Source organism: Dyadobacter beijingensis DSM 21582 (assembly GCF_000382205.1).
In the GTDB taxonomy this organism is placed as follows: Bacteria; Bacteroidota; Bacteroidia; order Cytophagales; family Spirosomataceae; genus Dyadobacter; species Dyadobacter beijingensis.
The window spans coordinates 259,103-279,189 of record NZ_KB907786.1; the positions used below are offsets into that span (position 1 = coordinate 259,103).

Here is a 20,087-nt window from a genome sequence, read left to right on the forward strand (position 1 = left end):
AAATTTTTTATATTATTTTGTAGACGGTGTGGTGTAAAATTCACATTTTTTCGCATTAAAGTTCAGTAAAACGGCCTGTTTTGGATTCTAGGGGCATTTTTTGAGGAACCGGTGTGGGAAATGTCAAAATGATACAACGCATCGCGCTTACAGACCTAATTATATCTAACCTATGATGAATTTATCCTTTCATGTACTTCGTCAGCATGAGCTGCCCGACTTACGGGCCTTCTGCTCCAAGACAAAACCATTCTATCTGAAATCGGGAATTTTTGCCTTGCTGATCGCGCTCCTCGGTATGAGCGGACAGGTGCTGGCACAGGACATTAACGTGTCCGGAAAAGTTACAGACGCCAAAACCGGGGGTATTCCGGGCGTCACCATTACCGTAAAAGGTACTACCAAGGGAACAAACACAGACGTTGAAGGTAACTATCAGATCAGCGTTCCTTCCAATGCAACCCTCACTTTCAGCGCGATCGGTTACGAAACCAGGGACGTGGCCGTGGGCAATAAGTCGGTCGTCGACGTGGTGCTCTCAGAGGATATCAAGGCCCTGGAAGAGGTGGTGGTAGTCGGTTATGGTACCGTGAAGAAGAAAGATGCTACCGGTGCGGTATCGGCGCTGGGTTCGAAAGACTTTCAAAAGGGTATTGTAACCTCGCCTGAGCAACTCATGCAGGGCCGTGTGGCGGGGGTGCAGATCACCCAGTCGAGCGGTGAGCCTGGCGGGGGTATTAACGTGCGTATACGGGGTACATCATCCGTGCTTGGGGGTAACAACCCATTGTTCGTGATCGATGGTGTGCCTTTGAGCGGTGACAATACCTCATCCGGCGGTGATAACCAGGGTGTGGGACGCCAGCCGGCGAAAAACCCCCTCAACTTCCTCAACCCGGACGATATCGCCAGCATGGACATTTTGAAAGATGCGTCGGCAACGGCGATCTATGGTTCACGCGGTGCGAACGGGGTGGTAATTATCACTACTAAGAGAGGAAAAGGAAAAGGAACGCTGGACTACGGCTACTCGTTGGGTTTCAGTAAAATCACAAAAAAATACGACTTGCTGAATGCCGCGGAATACCGTGCAGCGGGCGGCCAGGATCAGGGCGCCAACACGGACTGGCAGGATCAGCTTTTCCGCACTGCATTGACCCACCAGCATAACCTTTCATACGGTGCCGGCGACGCGTCGGGTAACTACCGTTTTTCATTAGGTTATATGGATCAGGACGGTATCGTGAAAACTTCCAATGTGAAACGTTACAGTGTTGGTTTCGCCGGAACGAAGAAATTTATCAACGACAAACTGACGATCGGCAGCAACCTGAACTTCGCCAATACGCTCGATACAGGTGTGCCTATTTCTGAAAACATCGGTTTTGAAGGTGATTTGATGGGTAGCATTCTGAAAGCCAACCCGACACGCCCGGTTTACGCCGCGGACGGATCGTTGAACCAGATTTCTACTACCGAACCCAACCCGGTTGCTTTCATCAACCTGTCGCAGGATAAAAGTAACACGCTCCGTGCGCTCGGAAACATCAATGCCGAGCTGGAAATTTTCAAGGGTTTGAAATTTAAAACAGTGCTCGGTTTTGACAAGTCGTTGTCGACGCGCAAACAAGCCTATTCTCGTGACCTTGTCGTTTCCGGAATCCAGAACATCGGCCGCGTGTACATCCGCGATGTGGAAGCCAACAATCAGTTGTGGGAAAACTACTTTACCTATGATAAGGAGTTCGGTGGTGTAAGCCTGAACGCATTGCTTGGTTACTCTTACCAGAGCTTCGAGCAAGGCAGCAAAAATGTGGCGGCCGCCAACTTCCGTACCAACAACCTGGACCTGATGGTCAACAACCTCGGTATCGCGGGAACGACGGAGATCAAGGATGCGACAGCGCTGAAAAGCGTCGGTTCGGTAGTACAGAATTCGAGCTATACCAAAGATGAGCTGCAATCGTACTTCGGCCGTGTGAACCTGGGTTTTGGCAACAACAGCAAATACCTTTTCACAGGAACGTTGCGCGTCGATGGATCTTCCAAATTCGGGGGTAACAATAAATACGGATACTTCCCGTCGGGAGCATTCAAATGGAAGCTGGTGGAGGAAGAGTTTATTTCCAAAACCGCATTCACCGACCTCGCAATACGTGTGGGTTATGGTGTAACCGGAAACCAGGCGATCCCGCACAACGTGTACGACCGTCGCGACCGTTACAGCGATTACGTGATCAACCAGAATGGCGACGGCATCACCGGCGGTGGTCTGAATGCGGTGGCGTTCAACAACCCGGATTTGAAATGGGAATCAACGGCTGCATTTAACCTCGGTATCGACTTCTCCGTGCTGAAAGGCCGCCTGGGAGGTAGCATCGATTTGTATCAGAAAAACACCAAAGACCTGCTTTTCAAAGTGGTTGCAGCCCAGCCGGCGCCAAACCCGTTCGTTTATCGTAACCTCGACACAGACATTCAGAACCGTGGTATCGAGCTTTCATTGAACGCGGCGGTGATCGACGGCAAGCAGTTCTCATGGGAAGTGTTGCTCAATGCATCCTACAACAAAAACCTCGTGAAAAACCTGATCGGTACTTATGATACCGGTGAAATCAACGGTCAGGGTCTTTCGGGTGCATTCGCACAGCGCCTTTCGGAAGGGCAGCCATTGTTCGCTTACTTCCTGCGCCAATTCGGTGGATTTGACGAAAACGGCAACTCGATTTATCCAAATGGCGACTTCCAGCAATTCCTCGGAGGTAAAAGCCCGCTGCCGAAAGTTACAGCTGGTTTGACCAACAACCTTCGCTATGGCAATTTTGATCTGAACTTGTTTTTTAATGGCGTGTTTGGACACTATATTTACTCCAACACTGCCAACGCATTCTTTACACAAGGTTCTTTCGCAAACGGACGCAACGTGACCAAGGATGTGGTCGGTAACGGCGAGGGCGCATTGAATGCTCCCGACGTATCTACCCGCTTCCTGCAAAAAGGTGATTTTGTGAGATTGCAGAACCTGACATTGGGATACCGGCTGCCGATCAAAAGCAGCAAGGTTATTAGCAGCGCGAGGGTGTTCGTTACAGGCCAAAACCTGTTGACATTCACTAAATACGACGGACAGGATCCCGAGGTAAGCACCAACAAGTCGCTGAACGACATTCCATCGTTCGGGATCGACTACACGGCTTACCCAAGAGCACGCACCTGGACTGTCGGTGTTAATGTTTCCTTCTAATTCCTAACTAGTAACTCCAATGAAAAAGAGTAAATTATATAAAATCGTAGTCGCGGGGGTCAGCATAGCCATGCTGTCGGCCTGTACGGACCTTGTGAACGAGGAGAAAGATTCGGTAGTAAGCAAGCCGACAGAAGGTGGATTTGCGCCCGTAAACGTGACGGAAGCATTGGCTTCGGCCTATAAGGATTTGTCTACCTATTCCGATCAGGCAGGTATTTACGCGCTCGGCGAGCACGTAACGGCCGAAATGATCCCGCCTACCCGCGGTGTGGACTGGGGTGATAACGGGGTATGGCGTACTTTGGACCAGCACACCTGGGACGCATCGCACTCGTACATTCTCAGCGCATGGAATGCATTGAACCAACGTGCCTACAAAGCCACGGAGATCATCGCTTCCAACCCTAATGCCGCGCAGAAAGCACAGGCACAATTCCTCAGGGCGTATAATATGTACTGGGTAATGGATTACTGGGGCGTAGCGCCGTTCCGGGAAGTGACCCAGGGCGTGAACGACCTGCCGAAAGTGCTGACACGCTCGGAGGCATTCGACCTCATCCTGAAAGACCTCGAAGAAGCGCTGCCAAACCTGCCGAAAGCAGGACCGTCCATTTCAAACGGAACGGCTAACAAGGCCGCAGCGAACTTCATGCTCGCGAAAATGTACCTGAACAAAGCCGTGTACAAAAGCGCCAAGCCGGAAGGTCCTTACACATTCGATAAGGCGGATATGGACAAAGTGGCTGCTTATGTGGACGCGATTACCGCCGATGGATACGCGCTGGAAGCAGATTATTTCAATGCGTTCTCGTCATCCGCGAAGTCGGAAGTGATTTTCAACGTACAGGAAGGCACTGCGCAAAACCGCTGGTTCATGACCCTGCACTACGGCCAAAACCCGTCGGGCTGGAATGGATTTGCCACATTGGCTGACTTCTACGACACCTTTGAAGCGAAAGATTCCCGCATTGGTAAAGCCGCGAAAAAAGATGGTACCCAATATTCCGGTATCGGATTGGGCTTCCTCATCGGGCAGCAATATGACGACAAAGGTGCACAGGTAATCGACTCGCGTACACAGAAACCGCTGCAATTCACCCGCGATGTACCTTTGGCAGGTGCTGCAACGGACAAAGGTATCCGCGTGATCAAATACCACCCGGCTAACTCAGGTAAATACATCCTGATGCGTTACGCCGAAGCCTATCTGATGAAAGCGGAAGCACAGCTTCGGGGCGGAAATGCAGGCGGCGCGCTTACGCAGATCAACGCGTTGCGCGCAGCACGCGGCGCTTCGGCATTGGGTACGCTTAATGAGGCAAGCCTTTTCGCGGAAATCGGTCGCGAACTTTACTGGGAAGGTTTCAAAAGAACCACCGAAATCCGTTTCGGCAAGTTCATCGACGGTGCCGGCGTGTCCAAGAAGGATCCTACGACGGTACTATACCCAATCCCTTCTGCGGCACTTGTCTCCAACTCAAACCTGACTCAAAATCCCGGTTATTGATCATTTAATTGTGAAATACTGCCAAAAATGCTCGATTTGTTCGAGCATTTTTGTTTTTTAATAGCTGAATGAATATTGTAAAAAAATGGGCAGGCGTATTGCTCCTGCTTGCTGTCTGTGCGGGCTGTCGCGGGCGGAGTGAATCCGAAGGCGAGGCCGAAAAGTACCTGGAAAAACTCAATGATAATCAGGCGATCATACACGCCAGCATTGCCGGGAAGCCATTTTATGGAGCAGAAAACGTTTTTTCGGGACAAATTATCATGTCGGGCGATGTGATGAACCTGACTTTGACCGATCAGTTCGATGGCAGGACGATCATCAACGCTGCCGGCGACAAATGGTATGCCCAGCGGCCCGTTTCGGTTCAGATCGACCGGGATGGAGAGAGCGGCAGCAGTCTCAAAATGGGTAAGATCGTCGACCGGGAGAAGCTGATCGGCGAGGGCTACATGATGACGAAAGGGGAGATTAAAGCCATTGTATTTGAAAAGGACAAAATGGTTTTCGAACTGAAAGGCGAGGTGGCAAAGTACAGCGATTTTGAGAAGCCCGACCAATATTTACCCTTTGAAGCGCTTGTGGTATATAAAAAACCGGCGATCAGTTTCGGGGACATGAGTGAACAAGCAATTTTCGGTTCCACGTATTCAAAATAATGACCAGCAAATACGCCAAATTATGCAGGGCAATGCTCGTGTTTGCCCTGATATGCATCCAGGTTTCCTGCACGAAAGAGGAAGAGTTGCCCGAAGGACTTTTCCAGTCGCTCGACGCCTCCGAAACGGGGATCGACTTTGTTAACAAGGTCGAGGACCGGGAGGATATCAACATTTTCAACTACCGGAATTTCTACAACGGCGGCGGCGTGTCGGTCGGGGATGTTAATAACGATGGCCTGCCCGACATTTACTTCACCGCCAACATGGGTGAAAACAAGCTGTACCTGAATAAAGGCAACTGGAAATTCGAGGACATTACCGCCAAAGCCGGGGTAGCCGAGCCGGATAAATGGAGCACGGGCGTGGTCATGGCCGATGTGAACGGCGATAACCTGCTCGACATTTACGTCTGCAATGCAGGGTACCAGAAATTTGTGAACAAGCAGGGTAACTCGCTATATATCAATAATGGCGACCTGACTTTTACCGAATCATCCAAAAAATACGGGCTGGATGAGCCGGGCTATACCACGCACGCTGCCTTCCTCGATTACGACCTCGACGGCGACCTGGATTGCTACATTCTGAACAACAGTTTTATCCCCGTCAACACCCTCAACTATGCCAACGACCGCAACCTCCGCGCGAAAGACTGGCCGGTGAAGGACTTTCTGAAAGGCGGCGGCGCCAAACTGATGCGCAACGACGGCGGGCATTTCAGGGATGTGAGCGAAGAAGCGGGTATTTACGGAAGCCTGATCGGCTTCGGGCTGGGCGTGACGGTAGGCGACATCAACGGCGACTTGTACCCCGACATTTACATTTGCAACGATTTTTACGAAAAAGATTACCTCTATATCAATCAAAAAGACGGTACATTCTCCGAAGAACTCGAAAAGCGGATCAAGCACACGAGCCTGGCCTCGATGGGCGCCGATATGGCCGATATCAACAACGACGGCTACCCCGAGCTTTTTGTGACGGACATGCTGCCGCGCGATGAATACCGGTACAAAACGACGACTTCATTTGAAAACCATTACCTCTTCAACCTGAAAAAAGAGAAGGGTTTTTACAACCAATACATGCAGAACAGCCTGCAATTCAACAACCAGGACGGCACATTCTCGGAAATCGCGAATTACTCCGGCGTGGCGGCGAGCGATTGGAGCTGGGGCGCGCTGCTTTTCGACGCGGACAACGACTCGAAAACGGACATTTACGTCTGCAACGGTATTTATCACGACATTCTGGACCAGGATTTTATCGATTTTTTCGCGAACGAGGTCACGCAGAAAATGGTGATGTCGGGCGAGAAGGAAAATATGCAGAGCATCATCGACCGCATGCCGTCGACGCCGATCGCCAACAATTTCTTCCATAATGAAGGGAATTTGCAATTCCGCGAGAAGGCCAGGGAATTCGGTTTGGGCAAAACTTCATTTTCAAACGGCGCGGCCTATGCGGACCTGGATAACGACGGAGACCTCGACCTGGTCGTGAATAATGTGAACGAGCCGTGTTTTGTCTATAAAAACAAATCCGAGTCGCAGAAGGATAAGAACCATTTCATCAAATTCAATTTCAAGGGCCAGGGCATGAATACCCGCGCCATTGGATCGAAGGTGGAGGTTTATGCTGGCGGGCAGGTGTTCAGCAAGCAGGTGAACCCGTCGCGCGGCTTCCAGTCGAGCACGGAATACCCGCTCACGATCGGTTTGGGTAAAATCGCTCAAATCGATTCGGTACGCGTGCTGTGGCCGACGCGCAAGGTCACTGCACTGGGCCGGATGAAGCCGGATACCGTGCTGACGCTGGCGGTCGGCGATGCCAACGTGGATTACGTGGCACCCGCGCCCAGGCAGGGGCAAATGCTTACGAGCGTGCCCGCGAAAGGGCTCGGCACGCACGTGGAAAACAAATACGAGGACTTTTACAATGAGCGCAATATCCCGACCATGTTGTCGCAGGAAGGCCCGAAGGCGGCGATCGGCGATGTGAACGGGGACGGGCTGGACGATATGTATATTTGCGGCGGCAAGGAACAGGGCGGCCAACTGTATTTGCAGCGGAGCGGGCAGTTCGTGAAATCGCCGCAGAAGGCATTCAGTGACCTGGCCGGGTTTGAAGACACGGCCGCATTGTTTTTCGATGCGGATGGCGACGGCGACCGCGACCTGGTGGTGGGTAGCGGCGGTAACGAAAGCCTCGTGACGAGCCCCGATCTGCCCACGCGGCTTTACCTGAACGACGGGAGAGGCAATTTTACCCTCAATAACCGCGCATTGCCGCCGAATGCGATGAACACCGCGGTGATCGTGGCCGACGACTACGACGGCGACGGCGACCTTGATCTTTTCGTAGGTAGCCGCAGCGTGCCGCGTGAATATGGGTCGAGCCCGACGAGTTACATCTACCAGAACGACGGGAAAGGCGTATTCAAAGATGTTACCAAATCTTCCGCACCTGATTTGAGCAAAATAGGCATGGTAAGGGATGCGAGCTGGACGGATGTGGACGGCGACGGCCGCAAGGAACTCGTGATCGTAGGCGACTGGATGGCGCCGGCCATTTTCAGGTATGCTTCGGGTAGTTTCAAGCAAATGGAGACCGGCCTGGAAAGCTACGCGGGTTTCTGGGGCTCGCTGAAAACGGACGACTTCGACGGCGACGGCGACCAGGACCTGGTATTGGGAAATATCGGTGAGAATTTTTCGCTGAAAGCCGGCCCGAATGCCCCTTTGAAGATATGGATCAATGATTTTAACAAAAACGGGACGATTGAGAAGGTGATTTCCAAAACGGTGGATTCCAAAAACCTGCCGGTGCTTCTGAAGCGTGAAATGACGACCCAGTTTCCTTTCCTGAAAAAGAAAAGTATCAAGCATTCGGAATATGCAGTACTGACGGTGGAGGATTTGTTTCCCGAAGATTTACTCAAATCCGCCGTTGAAAAGTCGGTGACCTACCTGCAATCGGGCATTGCGGTGAACGACGGCAAAGGGCGGTTCAAGCTGGTGGCGCTGCCTTACCTGGCCCAGTTTTCGTGCCTGAACGCCATCCAGAGCAGCGACGTGAACCACGACGGCAAGCCTGACCTGATCGTCGGCGGTAACTTTACCCATTTCATCCCGCAGCTCGGGGCGCTCGATGCGTGCCGGGGTAATGTGCTCATTAATAAGGGTAATATGCAGTTCGATGTGCTGCTGGCCAACCGCAGCGGCTTCGCATTGGACGGCGAGGTGAAGCAGATCAGCCCGATTACGATCCAGGGCGGTAAATACCTGGTAAGCCTGGTGAACAATGCCGCGCCGGTCCTTTTTAAAATCAACTAATTGAAAATCTGCTTTTTATAGTTCAATGCGATTCAACAAGCTGTTTTACCGGGTTCTGACATTTGCCTTAGCGGCCCTGCTGGGTGCGTGCTCGAAGCAGGAGGAGGCGGAGGATTACCGTTTCGAGCTCCTGACGGCCGACCGTACGGGCATCGATTTTTCCAATACCCTCAAAGCGACGCCCGACCTGAACATCTTCTATTATATGTACTTCTATAATGGCGGCGGCGTGGGTGCCGGCGATCTCAACAACGACGGGCTTGTCGACCTGTGTTTCACCGCCAACCAGGAGGCTAACCGCATTTACCTGAACAAATCGGGGCTGCGGTTTGAGGATGTGACGGAAAAAGCGGGCTTCAAAGGAGCAAAGGGCTGGTCGAACGGCGTGTCGATCGTGGATATCAACCAGGACGGACTGCTCGATATTTACATTAGTCAGGTAGGTGATTTTGAGAATATGAAGGGTCATAACCTGCTCTTCGAATGCCAGCGCATTACGCCGGAAGGTATCCCGGTATACGAGGAAAAATCGAAGGAATATGGTCTGGACCTCGTGGTATTCGGGACGCAAGCGCTGTTTTTCGATTACGACCTGGATGGCGACCTCGATATGTTCCAGCTCAACCATTCGGTGCACCAGAACGGGACATTCGGTCGGCGCGATTTATTTGCAGATACATTTCACCCACTGGCTGGCGACAAGCTTTTCCGAAACGACGGCGGCAAATACGTGGAGGTGACCCGCGAGGCGGGTATCCACAGCTCTGCGCTTGGGTATGGCCTCGGGCTGGGCGTGGGTGACGTGAACCTGGATGGCTACCCCGATATGTACATCGGTAACGACTTCCATGAGAATGATTATTTGTATATCAACCAGCGTAATGGCCGTTTCAGTGATCAAACGGACTCGTCGCTGATGCATACCAGCCAGTTTTCGATGGGCGTGGATATTGGCGACCTTAACAATGATATTTTCCCGGAAATCGTGTCGCTGGACATGCTTCCTTTTGATTACGAGATACTTAAAAAGTCGGAAGGGGAGGATAGTTACAGTATTTTTAAATACAAGATCAGGCAGGGGTACAATTACCAGTTTGCCCGTAACAACCTCCAATTCAACAACGGAAATGGCACATTCAGCGAGATAGGCATGTATGCGGGCGTGCACGCGACGGACTGGTCGTGGGCGGCGCTGTTCACCGATTTTGATAACGACGGCCTGAAAGACCTTTTCATTTCCAACGGCATTCCGAAGCGGATGAACGATACGGATTACATCAAATTCGTGTCCGACGACGTGGTGCAGGAAAAGATCCGCAACAAGAATTTCGACGAAAACGACCCCGGGCTTACGGACAAGCTGCCGGAAATCAAATTGCCCAATCAATTTTTCCACAACAAGGGTGACCTCGCATTTACCGATCTGCATTCAAACATCAAAAACGACCAGATTTCCTACTCGAACGGCTCCGTTTACGCGGACCTCGACAACGATGGCGACCTGGACATTGTGACGAACAATATCAACGAGAAGGCATTTATTTACCAAAATCTGAGCGAGCAGAAGCCTGCCAAAAATGATTTCGTGCGGCTCTACCTCAAAGGAAAAAAGGGGAACCTGAATGCGATCGGAAGCAAATGCCTCGTGTTTCGCGATGGCGATGTGCTGAGCTACGAAAAATTCCCGGTGCGCGGTTTTCAGTCGAGCATGGAGGTGCCTTTGAATATCGGTTTGGGAAAAAAGAGCAATGTGGATTCACTCGTCGTGATCTGGCCGGACAACAGTTACCAGTCGTTAAAGCCGAACGAATGGAAAGATTCCCTCGCGCTTGCGTACCGCGAAGGGCTGCCGGCTTTCGATTATCAGAAACTGAAAGCAGCCAAACAAGGCGAAGCGATTGCATTCCAGGACATAGCGTCGCGGCTGGGCATTGCCGTGAAGCATGAGGAAAATAACTTTATTGAATTTGATCGCAACTCGCTGATCCCGTTCGAAGTAACGGCAGAGGGACCTGCCTTGGCGATTGCCGATATTAACCATGATGGTTTGGAGGACGTATTTGTCGGTTCTTCCAAAATGCTGAAAAGCCATTTGTTCCTGCAAACGAAAGAGGGGAAATTCCGCGAGTGGTTCCAGCCGGCGCTGGCACGCGACAGCACGTATGAAGAGGTGGACGCGGAATGGACGGATGTGAACCGGGACGGCCATCCCGACCTGGTAGTGGCTACGGGCGGCAATGAATTCAGCCATCATTCACCGTACCAGATGCCGCGGGTGTACCTCAATGACGGAAAGGGCAACCTGACGGCCAAAGAAGATGCATTTCAAAATATTTTCACCACCGCCTCTTGCGTGGTGCCTTTCGATTTCAGCGGCGACGGCATCCCAGACCTGTTCATCGGCGGCCGTGCCGTGCCTTTGAATTACGGCGAAATACCGCGCTCGTATTTGCTGCAAAATGACGGTACCGGTCGCTTTACGGACGTCACGAAGCAGTATGCGCCGGAGCTGGCCTCGATCGGGTATGTAAGAAGTGCCCGGCTGACCGACATGGACCGCAATGGCAGCCAGGATCTTGTGCTTGCATTGGAGTGGGACGGTATTTGCGTCATGCAGCGGACAGGAAAGGTATTCCAGAAGAGAATGCTGACGAAGGAAAAAAGCTGGTGGAATTTCGCGATGCCTTATGATTTCGACGGCGATGGCGATATCGACATACTGGCAGGTAACCTGGGCCTGAACAGCCGTTTGAAAGCCGACCGTGACCATCCGGTCAAGATGTATATCAATGATTTCGACGGAAACGGCCGGAAAGAGCCGGTACTCACGACGTTCCTGAACGGTAAGGAAGCATTATTCCCGACCAAAATGGAAATGGAGAAACAAATGCCGGCCATTCGCAAGAAGTACATTTATGCTGCCGATTTTGCCAAAGCGGACATCGCCGACATCCTGGGCAGGGACAAACTATCCGAGGCGCAGCTGCTCACGGCGGATTATTTCCAGAACGCCGTGCTCGTAAATGACGGGAAGGGCAATTTCACCCTCAAACCCCTGCCATTCCGGGCACAATGGGCGCCCTACTACGACGCCCAGATCATCGACGCCAACGGCGATAAGCTCCCCGACGTGCTGCTGATGGGTAACTTCTACGACTGCAACATTCAAATGGGCCGCTACGACGCCGATTACGGCATGCTGCTCATCAACAGGGGCAACTGCAATTTCGCACCGGAGCCATTGAACGGCTTGCAGGCACGCGGGCAGGTCAAGCGCTTGAAACGCATTCAGTTGAAAACGGGACCGGCTTTCGTGGCGGCGCGGAACGATGCGGCGCTGATGGTGATTAAGAGCGGGAAATAGGGCTACAATCTGAAATAGAGCCCTCCATTGATGCTGAAATTGCGCACATACTGATCATAGGTGCCCATTAAGTTATTGAATCGGAAGTTCCAGGTCTTATCTGGCATGGTGGTTCCGTTTTCAATCCTGGACGACACCTTTGTGTGTGAAATCTTCGGATAAATGCCGCCTACGAATTTTGCGGACAGTCGAAGCGTCCATCTTTTGTGCAGGTCATATTGGGCGCCCACACCGGCATTGAAACCGATCATGTGCGCGGGTCTGTCGATTTCGACATATCCCGTCACGTAGCTGAAAGGTGCATCTTTGGTTTCGCGATACCCGGTGGAAAGCCCCATTTCAGCGCTACGCAGTCTCATAATGGTAGGTCCCCCGAACAAGTAAGGCCTGATTTTACTTCTTTCGGGACGCATTAAGGAATAGCTCCCGGCAATGTCTATTTGAAATGTCTTGTAGGAAAGCTCGGATAAATTCAGACTGCGATCGTAGAGTTCCGGGTGAATCAGGTAGTTCGGGAATATAATTTCCGCCGCCCCGAAACCGCCGATGTTTAAGTTTTCAATGGAAGTGTTGTTTCCGTAAGCGTCCACGAGAATGCTCATTCTTTTGGCCATGGCAATGTCAATGCTCAATCCCAGCGGTAGGGTAGAGCCGGAAGCATAACCAGTTTTTTTATAAACAACATTGCCGACTCCATCGCCTTCCCCCACATCAAAAGCTGTCCTGTTATGCCCGAAGCCCGCATAAATTCCGATGCTCGCCCGTACTTTGAACTGATCGATCGTCTTTGTGTAGATGGTTTGAGGTGAATTACCTGCCGAGTTTGCGTAAGATGTAAGTCTTTTAAGATACTTCGCAGTGTACTCCGCACCGATGTTTGAGGTAACGTAGTAGGCGTCAGTCAGCTCTTTCCCGAAAATCAGTGGTAGTGCGCGTTTGTAATGTGCCTGTGAAATGACGAGCAACGAGTCATTCCTGCGTACGTAAAACAATTTGTCATTTTCATTGAATAGCAGGCTGAATTTACCTTCGACCAGCAGCAGCAATAAGTGCGATTCAGATTTCAGATTTTCATTTAAATAAACCGCGCCATTAGCCAGCCCTATTTTTCGGATTTCAGTAAATGGAAATGCAGCAGGGCTGCTATCTCGACCCTTTACATTCACTTTTCCTTTTTTGTAATTAATGAGAACCTTCCCCAAAATAGGTTCGGGGTTTTGATTCAGGAATACGGAGTCCGTCTGGCACAATGCATTTGTTGATAACCAAACAGTTAGAAATGCGAGGAGAAGTCGGGTCATAAAAGAGATTTAATATTTCAAATATATCAAAGTATACTTAAATACTAAATCTTCTTCAATTATTACAAACTCTCCGTTCGTCCGCCGTCCACAGGCACGTTCACGCCGCTGATGCTGCCCGCGGCGGGGCTGGCCAGGAATGCTACTGCTGCCGCTACCTCCTTCGCTTCGCTGAAACGACGGATGGGAATGCTGGCTCTGAGTTCATCGGCGACCTGTTCTTTTGTTTTGCCCTGGTTTTTGCTGCGCATGTCGAGCACGGCGTCGAGGCGGGCGGTTTCGGTGTAGCCTGGGAGTACATTATTGACGGTGATGCCAAACTGGCCCAGTTCGAGGGAGAGTGTTTTGGCCCAGCTGGCTACGGCGCCGCGGATGGTGTTGGAGACGCCGAGGCCGATGATCGGCTGCTTTACCGACGTGCTGATGATATTGATAATACGCCCGAAGCCTTCTTTTTTCATCGATGGCACCACCGCCTGGGCCAGAAACTGGTTGTTGACGATGTGCATTTGAAAGGTTTTCAGGAACTGGCCGGTTTCGGCTTCGATGATCGGGCCGCCCGACGGGCCACCGGTGTTGTTCACGAGTATATGCACCTCCGGGCAGAGGCGCAGGTAATTTTCGATGGCGGATTTCACATTTTCGTGGTCGGCGAAATCGGCTACGACGTACCGGTGAAGCTGCCCGAGCGATGTGTCGAGGTCCTCGATTACGTCGCGGAGTTTTTCTTCATTTCGCGCTACAAGCGTCACATTGGCACCCAGCAATGCGATTTCAACGGCGGCGGCGAGCCCGATGCCTTGCGTGCTTCCGCATACGATCGCTGTTTTTCCGGTCAGGTCGAGGTTCATGGTTTTGTTTTTAAACTTGGTTTCAGATTGATAACGTTTTGAAAATCGTTTGCCCCGCTTCCCGTTTCGTTGATTTTTCGGCTATCTTTGCGGTTTATTTTTCAACATGGGACCAGCCGAAATACCGAAAGTAAGCAAAATCCTGCATTTGTAATCTTAGAGCAACCGTTGCACAATGTCTAAAAAAATCCAATCCGCGCTTATTTCTGTTTATTACAAAGACGGACTTGAGCCTTTGGTTCGCCTCCTGCACAACAATGGCGTGAAGCTTTACTCGACCGGGGGAACGCAGACTTTCATCGAAAATCTCAATATTCCGGTGACCGCTGCTGAGGAGCTGACAGGTTATCCTTCGATTTTCGGAGGCCGTGTCAAAACATTGCACCCAGCCATTATGGGAGGCATTCTGTACCGCCGCGACGATGCCGGCGACGTAGCGCAGGCTGAGCAGTACAATATCCCGGCTATCGATATGGTGGTGGTGGACCTGTATCCTTTCGAGGAAACGGTTGCTTCCGGCGCTGGCGAAGCGGATATTATCGAAAAAATAGACATTGGCGGCATCTCCCTGATCCGCGCAACGGCCAAGAATTTCAAAGACACGCTCATCGTTTCTTCCCGCAGCCAGTATGCGGAAGTGGTGGAGCTGCTGAATGCGAAAGCGGGTGCTACCGATATCGAAGACCGCCGCTACTATGCCGGCCTGGCATTCGGCGTTTCTTCGCATTACGACGGGGCGATCAACAGCTTCTTCACGGCTGCGAAACCAGCGACCGACAAGGAGCTTTTCGATTTCACCAACCTGGCTTCGCAAATTTTGCGTTACGGCGAAAACCCGCACCAGAGCGCCACTTATTACGGTGACCTCGAAGGTATTTTCGATAAACTGCACGGAAAAGAGCTTTCCTACAACAACCTCGTGGACGTGGACGCGTGCGTGAGCCTGATCGACGAATTCGCCGACGCACAGCCGACATTCGCGATCATCAAGCATACCAATGCCTGCGGTATCGCTACGGCACCGACGGCGAAAGAGGCTTATGACAATGCATTGGCCTGTGATCCGGTTTCAGCATTCGGTGGTGTTGTAATCACCAATACAAAGGTTGACCTGGCGACGGCCGAGGAACTGAACAAGCTGTTCATGGAAATCCTCATCGCGCCTGCTTATGATGAAGATGCATTGCAGCTTTTGAAATCCAAGAAGAATCGCATTCTCCTGAAACGCAATGCCGTTGAACTGCCTCAAATCATGTTCAAAACCATCCTGAATGGTGTTTTGGTACAAGACAAAGATCTCGCTACGGAAGTGGCTGCGCAGTTCACGACCGTAACAGAAAAGGCACCGACCGCCGATGAGGTTTCCGCATTGGAGTTTGCATTGAAAGTCTGCAAGCATACCAAATCGAACACGATTGTCCTGGCCAGGGAAAACCAGTTGCTCGCAAGCGGAACCGGCCAGACTTCACGCGTGGACGCATTGCGCCAGGCAATCGAGAAAGCGAAAGCATTTGGCTTTGACCTGAATGGCGCTGTAATGGCTTCCGACGCGTTCTTCCCGTTTGCGGATTGCGTGGAAATCGCGCACCATGCAGGTATTACCGCGGTGGTTCAGCCGGGCGGTTCTATTCGTGACAAGGATTCGGTGGATTATTGCAATGCGAATGGGCTTGCAATGGTAACGACCGGCGTTCGTCACTTTAAGCATTAAAATTATAGATTGCCACCGTCGCGGTCCGCTGCTGCGGTGGCAAAAATAATTCCCCTTGAACCCACTCCGGAAAGTCACCCGATTCCTTCTGACCGGATTCATCATCCTGGTGGGCAGCCTCTTTTTTCTCTTCCCGCAAGTATTTTATTGCGAGCTCATCGCATTCTCCAATTTCAAGTCAACAGATAAAAAGGTCTATTTCAGTCCTGATATCAATCCCAATAAATACAAAAGCCTCAAAAACACCATCGCGCTCGCCGGGGCACGTGTCGATTCCTTTTATCAGGGCCAAAAATCCAGTCCGAAAATCATCATCTGCCATACGCCGCAGCAGTACCAGAAATATTGCAGCAGCACGGAAGGCGCCGGTTGCAGCATCGGGATGCCGTGGGGGAGCGCCTACGTGGTCCTGAATGCGCAGGGCATGAACACCGACGTGATTGCCCACGAAATGAGCCACATCGAACTCCTCGAAAGGATAGGGTGGTGGAAAACGACGAGCGACGTGCCGCAATGGTTCAACGAGGGCCTGGCGCTTATGCTCGACCAGCGCTTCGTGCGCCAGACCGATCCCCGCGAGAGGTATAAATCCTACCGTTACGAGTGGCGCTACTACACCCGCAACGGCAGCGACCTGCTTCTGCTCAAAGACATATCCACGATGCGCGCATTTTTCGGTGGCGACCAGCAACACGTGATGACCGCGTACATGACGGCCGGAATGGAAGTGTCGTACTGGCTGCTTTTGCGTAAGAATACTGGATTACAGCGCTTTATCGCTCAAATGCGGGACGGTGCGTCGTTTACGGACGCTTATGGCCCGGCAAATCCCCACCATTTTAAAGATTCGAAGAAAATATCAGAGTAAAGCATTACGAATAGGTGCTTACAGGCTATATTTATGGGCTAATAGCGCTGATGCCTCATTCATTCATCTATTTTATTATTTGAAATGCAACAATTACAAACCCTGGATTATGTCGTTTTCTTCTTTTACTTCATTGTAGTCTCCGGTTACGGTTATTGGATTTATCAGCGGAAAAAATCGAAAGTCGAGTCTACCAAGGACTTCTTCCTCGCGGAAGGTACCCTCACGTGGTGGGCGATCGGTGCGTCGCTGATCGCGTCCAATATTTCGGCGGAGCAGTTTATCGGGATGTCGGGGAATGGCTTTTCGATGGGTTTGGGGATTTCGACCTACGAATGGATGGCAGCAGCTACATTGGTGATCGTGGCTGTTTTTTTTATGCCTATCTATCTTAAAAACAAGATTTACACGATGCCCCAGTTCCTCAGTCAGCGGTATAATCAATCCGTGAGCTTGATTATGGCGGTGTTCTGGCTGGCGCTATACATTCTCGTGAACCTGACGTCGATCCTGTACCTCGGTGCATTGGCTGTTTCGGGTATTTCGGGGCTCGATTTTCAGTTCTGTATGATCGCCCTGGCAGTTTTCGCGATTGTGATTACCATCGGCGGTATGAAAGTGATCGGTTTTACGGATGTAATCCAGGTGTTCTTCCTCGTGATCGGCGGGTTGGCAACTACATACCTGGCGATCAACCTCGTGTCCGATAATGCCGGCGTGGAAGGCCTTGTGCAGGGTTTCAAGGTAATGCGCGAAAACCACGACGATCACTTCCACATGATTTTCCCCAAATCGAGCCCTTTCTACATGCAGCTGCCCGGCCTGACGGTGCTGCTCGGTGGTATGTGGATCGTGAACCTCAACTATTGGGGCTGTAACCAGTACATTACGCAACGCGCTTTGGGCGCCGATCTCAAAACGGCCCGTAACGGCATCCTTTTTGCGGCATTTTTGAAGTTGCTGATGCCCGTCATCGTCGTATTGCCCGGTATCGCGGCTTACTCATTGTATAGCAAAGGCATGTTCCAGGCCGAAATGCTCGGTGAAGACGGCGTCATCAATGCCGACCGCGCTTATCCGGTATTGCTCAACCTGCTACCGACCGGTTTGAAAGGTCTCTCCTTCGCCGCATTGACGGCCGCCGTAGTAGCCTCGCTGGCGGGCAAGGCTAACAGTATTTCGACCATTTTTACACTGGATATTTTCAAAAACTACATCGGTAAGAATGCCGACGAAAAAACGCTTGTACGCATCGGCCGCGCCGTAGTGGTGATCTCCATGATCCTCGCGATCATCGTTTCGCCTTACATGGGTATCGATAAAAAAGGTGGCTTCCAATTCATTCAGGAAATGACCGGTTTGTTGTCGCCGGGTATTTTTGCCTCATTCATCATGGGCTTTTTCTGGAAACGGACCAACTCGGCGGGCGCATTGTTCGCGATCGTGGGCGGCTTCCTGATCGCCCTCGCGATGCATAACAATTATTTTCCGTTCGCCGACTGGACGCAAGTGCCTTTTCTGGATCGTATGGGAATCGTATTCCTGATCTGCGTGGCAGTGATGTTTATCCTCGGGCTGGTAATGCCTGACGAGAAAAAGGGCCTCGCGATCGACGCTTCGATGTTTGTGCCGCACAAAACCTTCATTATCGGTGCGGTGATCGTCATCGCGATTATCTCTTACCTGTACGGCCATTTCTGGTGAGATCGCCGTCATAGTAAAACAAAAAAGGGCCGGAATCTTACATTCCGGCCCTTTTTTGTAAAAACTGAAAGCTTAAGCTTCTTCGATAATCGTGATCTTCTGGATCTTGTCGCCCTGGCGGATCGCGTCAACGGTTTCGACGCCTTCCACCACGCGGCCGAAGCAGGTATGGTTCCTGTCGAGGTGCGCGGTGTTATTGCGGCTGTGGCAGATAAAGAACTGTGAACCACCCGTGTTACGCCCCGCATGTGCCATCGAAAGCACGCCGCGGTCGTGGTATTGGTTACCGCCGGTCAGCTCGCAGTCGATGTGGTAGCCCGGGCCTCCACGACCTGTTCCGGTAGGGTCACCGCCCTGGATCACGAAATCAGGGATCACGCGGTGGAAAATCACACCGTCATAAAAGCCTTTTTTTGAAAGATCTACAAAGTTTTTCACCGTGTTTGGAGCATCCTCATCGTAAAACTCGATGAGCATCGTGCCCTTATCAGTGATCATTTCCGCTTTTGTCATGTCAAAAGTGAGTATTAAAGAGGTACGAAAAATAAGCCGGGCAGCCATGTGCCCTTGCCATAATAACACAAAGAAAAGGATAATGTATCCTTTTCTTCATATGAACTTTTAAATAAAATGACGGAGATTATGATCCGGACTCTGGCCTGGTCTCGGCCTTGGCCAGTGCCGCTGCCTTTTTCTGTTCGGTCTTGAATGCGGCCAGTCGTTCCACTACGTCGCCACTGCCCCATTCACGGCTTCTTTCGGGGTTGGAGAACCATTCTTTCACAGCGAGGATCTTGTAGAGGTATCTCGCCGTTTCCGAATTCAGTCGGAGTTTGAAATAATCGTCTTTGTTTTGCGAGTCCATCCGGTTCTGGATGTGCGTCGGGCCTGCATTGTATGCAGCAGCTACCAATGTCCAGGAACCCAGTTGTTTATACAGATCGCGCAGGTATTTTCCTGCCGCGTGGGTTGATTTGACCAAATGTTTGCGGTCGTCCCTGGTTTCATCTATTACCAGCCCGAGAGATTTGGCGGTGGAAGGCATCAGTTGCCAGTATCCGCCTGCGCCGCGACGGGATGTTACATCGTCGTTCATTGCGCTCTCTATCAATGGAATATACTTAAAATCGGCTGGTACTCCGTACTTCTTGAGAATCGGTTCGATGATCCGTATTCTCTTTTTTGTCGTGGTCATCAGCTTACGAAAAGTGGGGTTGTCGTAATTTCTGATCATGTTTTGATATCGCTCGGCGATTCGAAGCTCTGATAATGGGATAGCTTCGCCACAGAAGTCAATAGCAAGAAGATCTGAATCAATAATGGTTGTTTCTTTCAGCTCCTTCTTTTCCACCTCCACCTCGCTCACCGGGCTTTTGCCGAATATTGCGATTGAGAAGGCCATAAAGATAAGTCTAATCATGCATTTATTATTTCGTGAAACATCATTTCAGGCACAAGGCCGAGGTGCAAAGATAACGGGATTGAATTAATAAAATTTGAAAAAGGGGTAAAAAACTGATTTTTAGGGGTTTGGTAA

The 20,087-nt window shown here is 51.1% G+C and carries 12 protein-coding genes; 8 read left to right on the forward strand and 4 right to left on the reverse strand.

What is annotated here, in order from left to right:
• Positions 1-172: 172 nt before the first annotated feature.
• The 5 genes from H144_RS0101055 (at position 173) to H144_RS0101075 (ending at position 12,115) form a co-directional block, all read left to right on the forward strand.
• Positions 173-3,244 (forward strand): SusC/RagA family TonB-linked outer membrane protein, encoded by a 3,072-nt coding sequence (locus tag H144_RS0101055; RefSeq protein WP_229207821.1) that lies wholly within the window; start codon positions 173-175, stop codon positions 3,242-3,244.
• Between the two features lie 19 nt (positions 3,245-3,263).
• Entirely contained in the window at positions 3,264-4,754 is a 1,491-nt protein-coding gene (locus H144_RS0101060) for a RagB/SusD family nutrient uptake outer membrane protein (RefSeq protein ID WP_019940168.1), read from the forward strand.
• A gap of 68 nt (positions 4,755-4,822) precedes the next feature.
• The gene (locus H144_RS0101065) at positions 4,823-5,413 is read left to right on the forward strand and encodes a hypothetical protein (RefSeq protein ID WP_019940169.1); all 591 of its coding nucleotides are present in this window, start codon (positions 4,823-4,825) and stop codon (positions 5,411-5,413) included.
• 32 nt (positions 5,414-5,445) lie between these two features.
• Entirely contained in the window at positions 5,446-8,751 is a 3,306-nt protein-coding gene (locus H144_RS0101070) for a VCBS repeat-containing protein (protein ID WP_157504383.1), read from the forward strand.
• A 25-nt stretch (positions 8,752-8,776) separates the two neighbouring features.
• Positions 8,777-12,115, forward strand: a complete 3,339-nt coding sequence (locus H144_RS0101075) for a VCBS repeat-containing protein (RefSeq protein WP_019940171.1) — start codon at positions 8,777-8,779, stop codon at positions 12,113-12,115.
• A gap of 2 nt (positions 12,116-12,117) precedes the next feature.
• Here H144_RS0101075 and H144_RS0101080 read toward each other — a convergent pair whose 3' ends face one another.
• Complete coding sequence (locus H144_RS0101080) at positions 12,118-13,416, reverse strand: hypothetical protein (protein ID WP_157504385.1); 1,299 nt, start codon at positions 13,414-13,416, stop codon at positions 12,118-12,120.
• 62 nt (positions 13,417-13,478) lie between these two features.
• Positions 13,479-14,267, reverse strand: a complete 789-nt coding sequence (locus tag H144_RS0101085) for an SDR family oxidoreductase (protein WP_019940173.1) — start codon at positions 14,265-14,267, stop codon at positions 13,479-13,481.
• Positions 14,268-14,442: 175 nt separating this feature from the next.
• Between H144_RS0101085 and purH the strand changes: the two genes are divergently transcribed.
• The 3 genes from purH to H144_RS0101100 all read left to right on the forward strand — a co-directional run bounded on the left by purH (position 14,443) and on the right by H144_RS0101100 (position 18,550).
• On the forward strand, positions 14,443-15,978 hold the full coding sequence (purH, locus tag H144_RS0101090) for a bifunctional phosphoribosylaminoimidazolecarboxamide formyltransferase/IMP cyclohydrolase (protein WP_019940174.1): 1,536 nt from the start codon (positions 14,443-14,445) through the stop codon (positions 15,976-15,978).
• A 55-nt stretch (positions 15,979-16,033) separates the two neighbouring features.
• Positions 16,034-16,846, forward strand: coding sequence for a hypothetical protein (locus tag H144_RS0101095; protein WP_019940175.1), 813 nt, complete (start codon positions 16,034-16,036; stop codon positions 16,844-16,846).
• A gap of 84 nt (positions 16,847-16,930) precedes the next feature.
• Entirely contained in the window at positions 16,931-18,550 is a 1,620-nt protein-coding gene (locus H144_RS0101100) for a sodium:solute symporter family transporter (protein WP_019940176.1), read from the forward strand.
• A 72-nt stretch (positions 18,551-18,622) separates the two neighbouring features.
• Here H144_RS0101100 and H144_RS0101105 read toward each other — a convergent pair whose 3' ends face one another.
• Positions 18,623-19,063 (reverse strand): peptidylprolyl isomerase, encoded by a 441-nt coding sequence (locus H144_RS0101105; protein WP_019940177.1) that lies wholly within the window; start codon positions 19,061-19,063, stop codon positions 18,623-18,625.
• Between the two features lie 127 nt (positions 19,064-19,190).
• On the reverse strand, positions 19,191-19,970 hold the full coding sequence (locus H144_RS0101110; RefSeq protein WP_019940178.1) for a lytic transglycosylase domain-containing protein: 780 nt from the start codon (positions 19,968-19,970) through the stop codon (positions 19,191-19,193).
• Positions 19,971-20,087: the final 117 nt, after the last annotated feature.

Coding starts and splice junctions, on each gene's coding strand:
- H144_RS0101055 (WP_229207821.1), top strand. CDS start 173: ATGATGAATTTATCCTTTCATGTACTTCGTCAGCATGAGCTGCCCGAC.
- H144_RS0101060 (WP_019940168.1), top strand. CDS start 3,264: ATGAAAAAGAGTAAATTATATAAAATCGTAGTCGCGGGGGTCAGCATA.
- H144_RS0101065 (WP_019940169.1), top strand. CDS start 4,823: ATGAATATTGTAAAAAAATGGGCAGGCGTATTGCTCCTGCTTGCTGTC.
- H144_RS0101070 (WP_157504383.1), top strand. CDS start 5,446: ATGCTCGTGTTTGCCCTGATATGCATCCAGGTTTCCTGCACGAAAGAG.
- H144_RS0101075 (WP_019940171.1), top strand. CDS start 8,777: ATGCGATTCAACAAGCTGTTTTACCGGGTTCTGACATTTGCCTTAGCG.
- H144_RS0101080 (WP_157504385.1), bottom strand. CDS start 13,416: ATGACCCGACTTCTCCTCGCATTTCTAACTGTTTGGTTATCAACAAAT.
- H144_RS0101085 (WP_019940173.1), bottom strand. CDS start 14,267: ATGAACCTCGACCTGACCGGAAAAACAGCGATCGTATGCGGAAGCACG.
- purH (WP_019940174.1), top strand. CDS start 14,443: ATGTCTAAAAAAATCCAATCCGCGCTTATTTCTGTTTATTACAAAGAC.
- H144_RS0101100 (WP_019940176.1), top strand. CDS start 16,931: ATGCAACAATTACAAACCCTGGATTATGTCGTTTTCTTCTTTTACTTC.
- H144_RS0101105 (WP_019940177.1), bottom strand. CDS start 19,063: ATGACAAAAGCGGAAATGATCACTGATAAGGGCACGATGCTCATCGAG.
- H144_RS0101110 (WP_019940178.1), bottom strand. CDS start 19,970: ATGATTAGACTTATCTTTATGGCCTTCTCAATCGCAATATTCGGCAAA.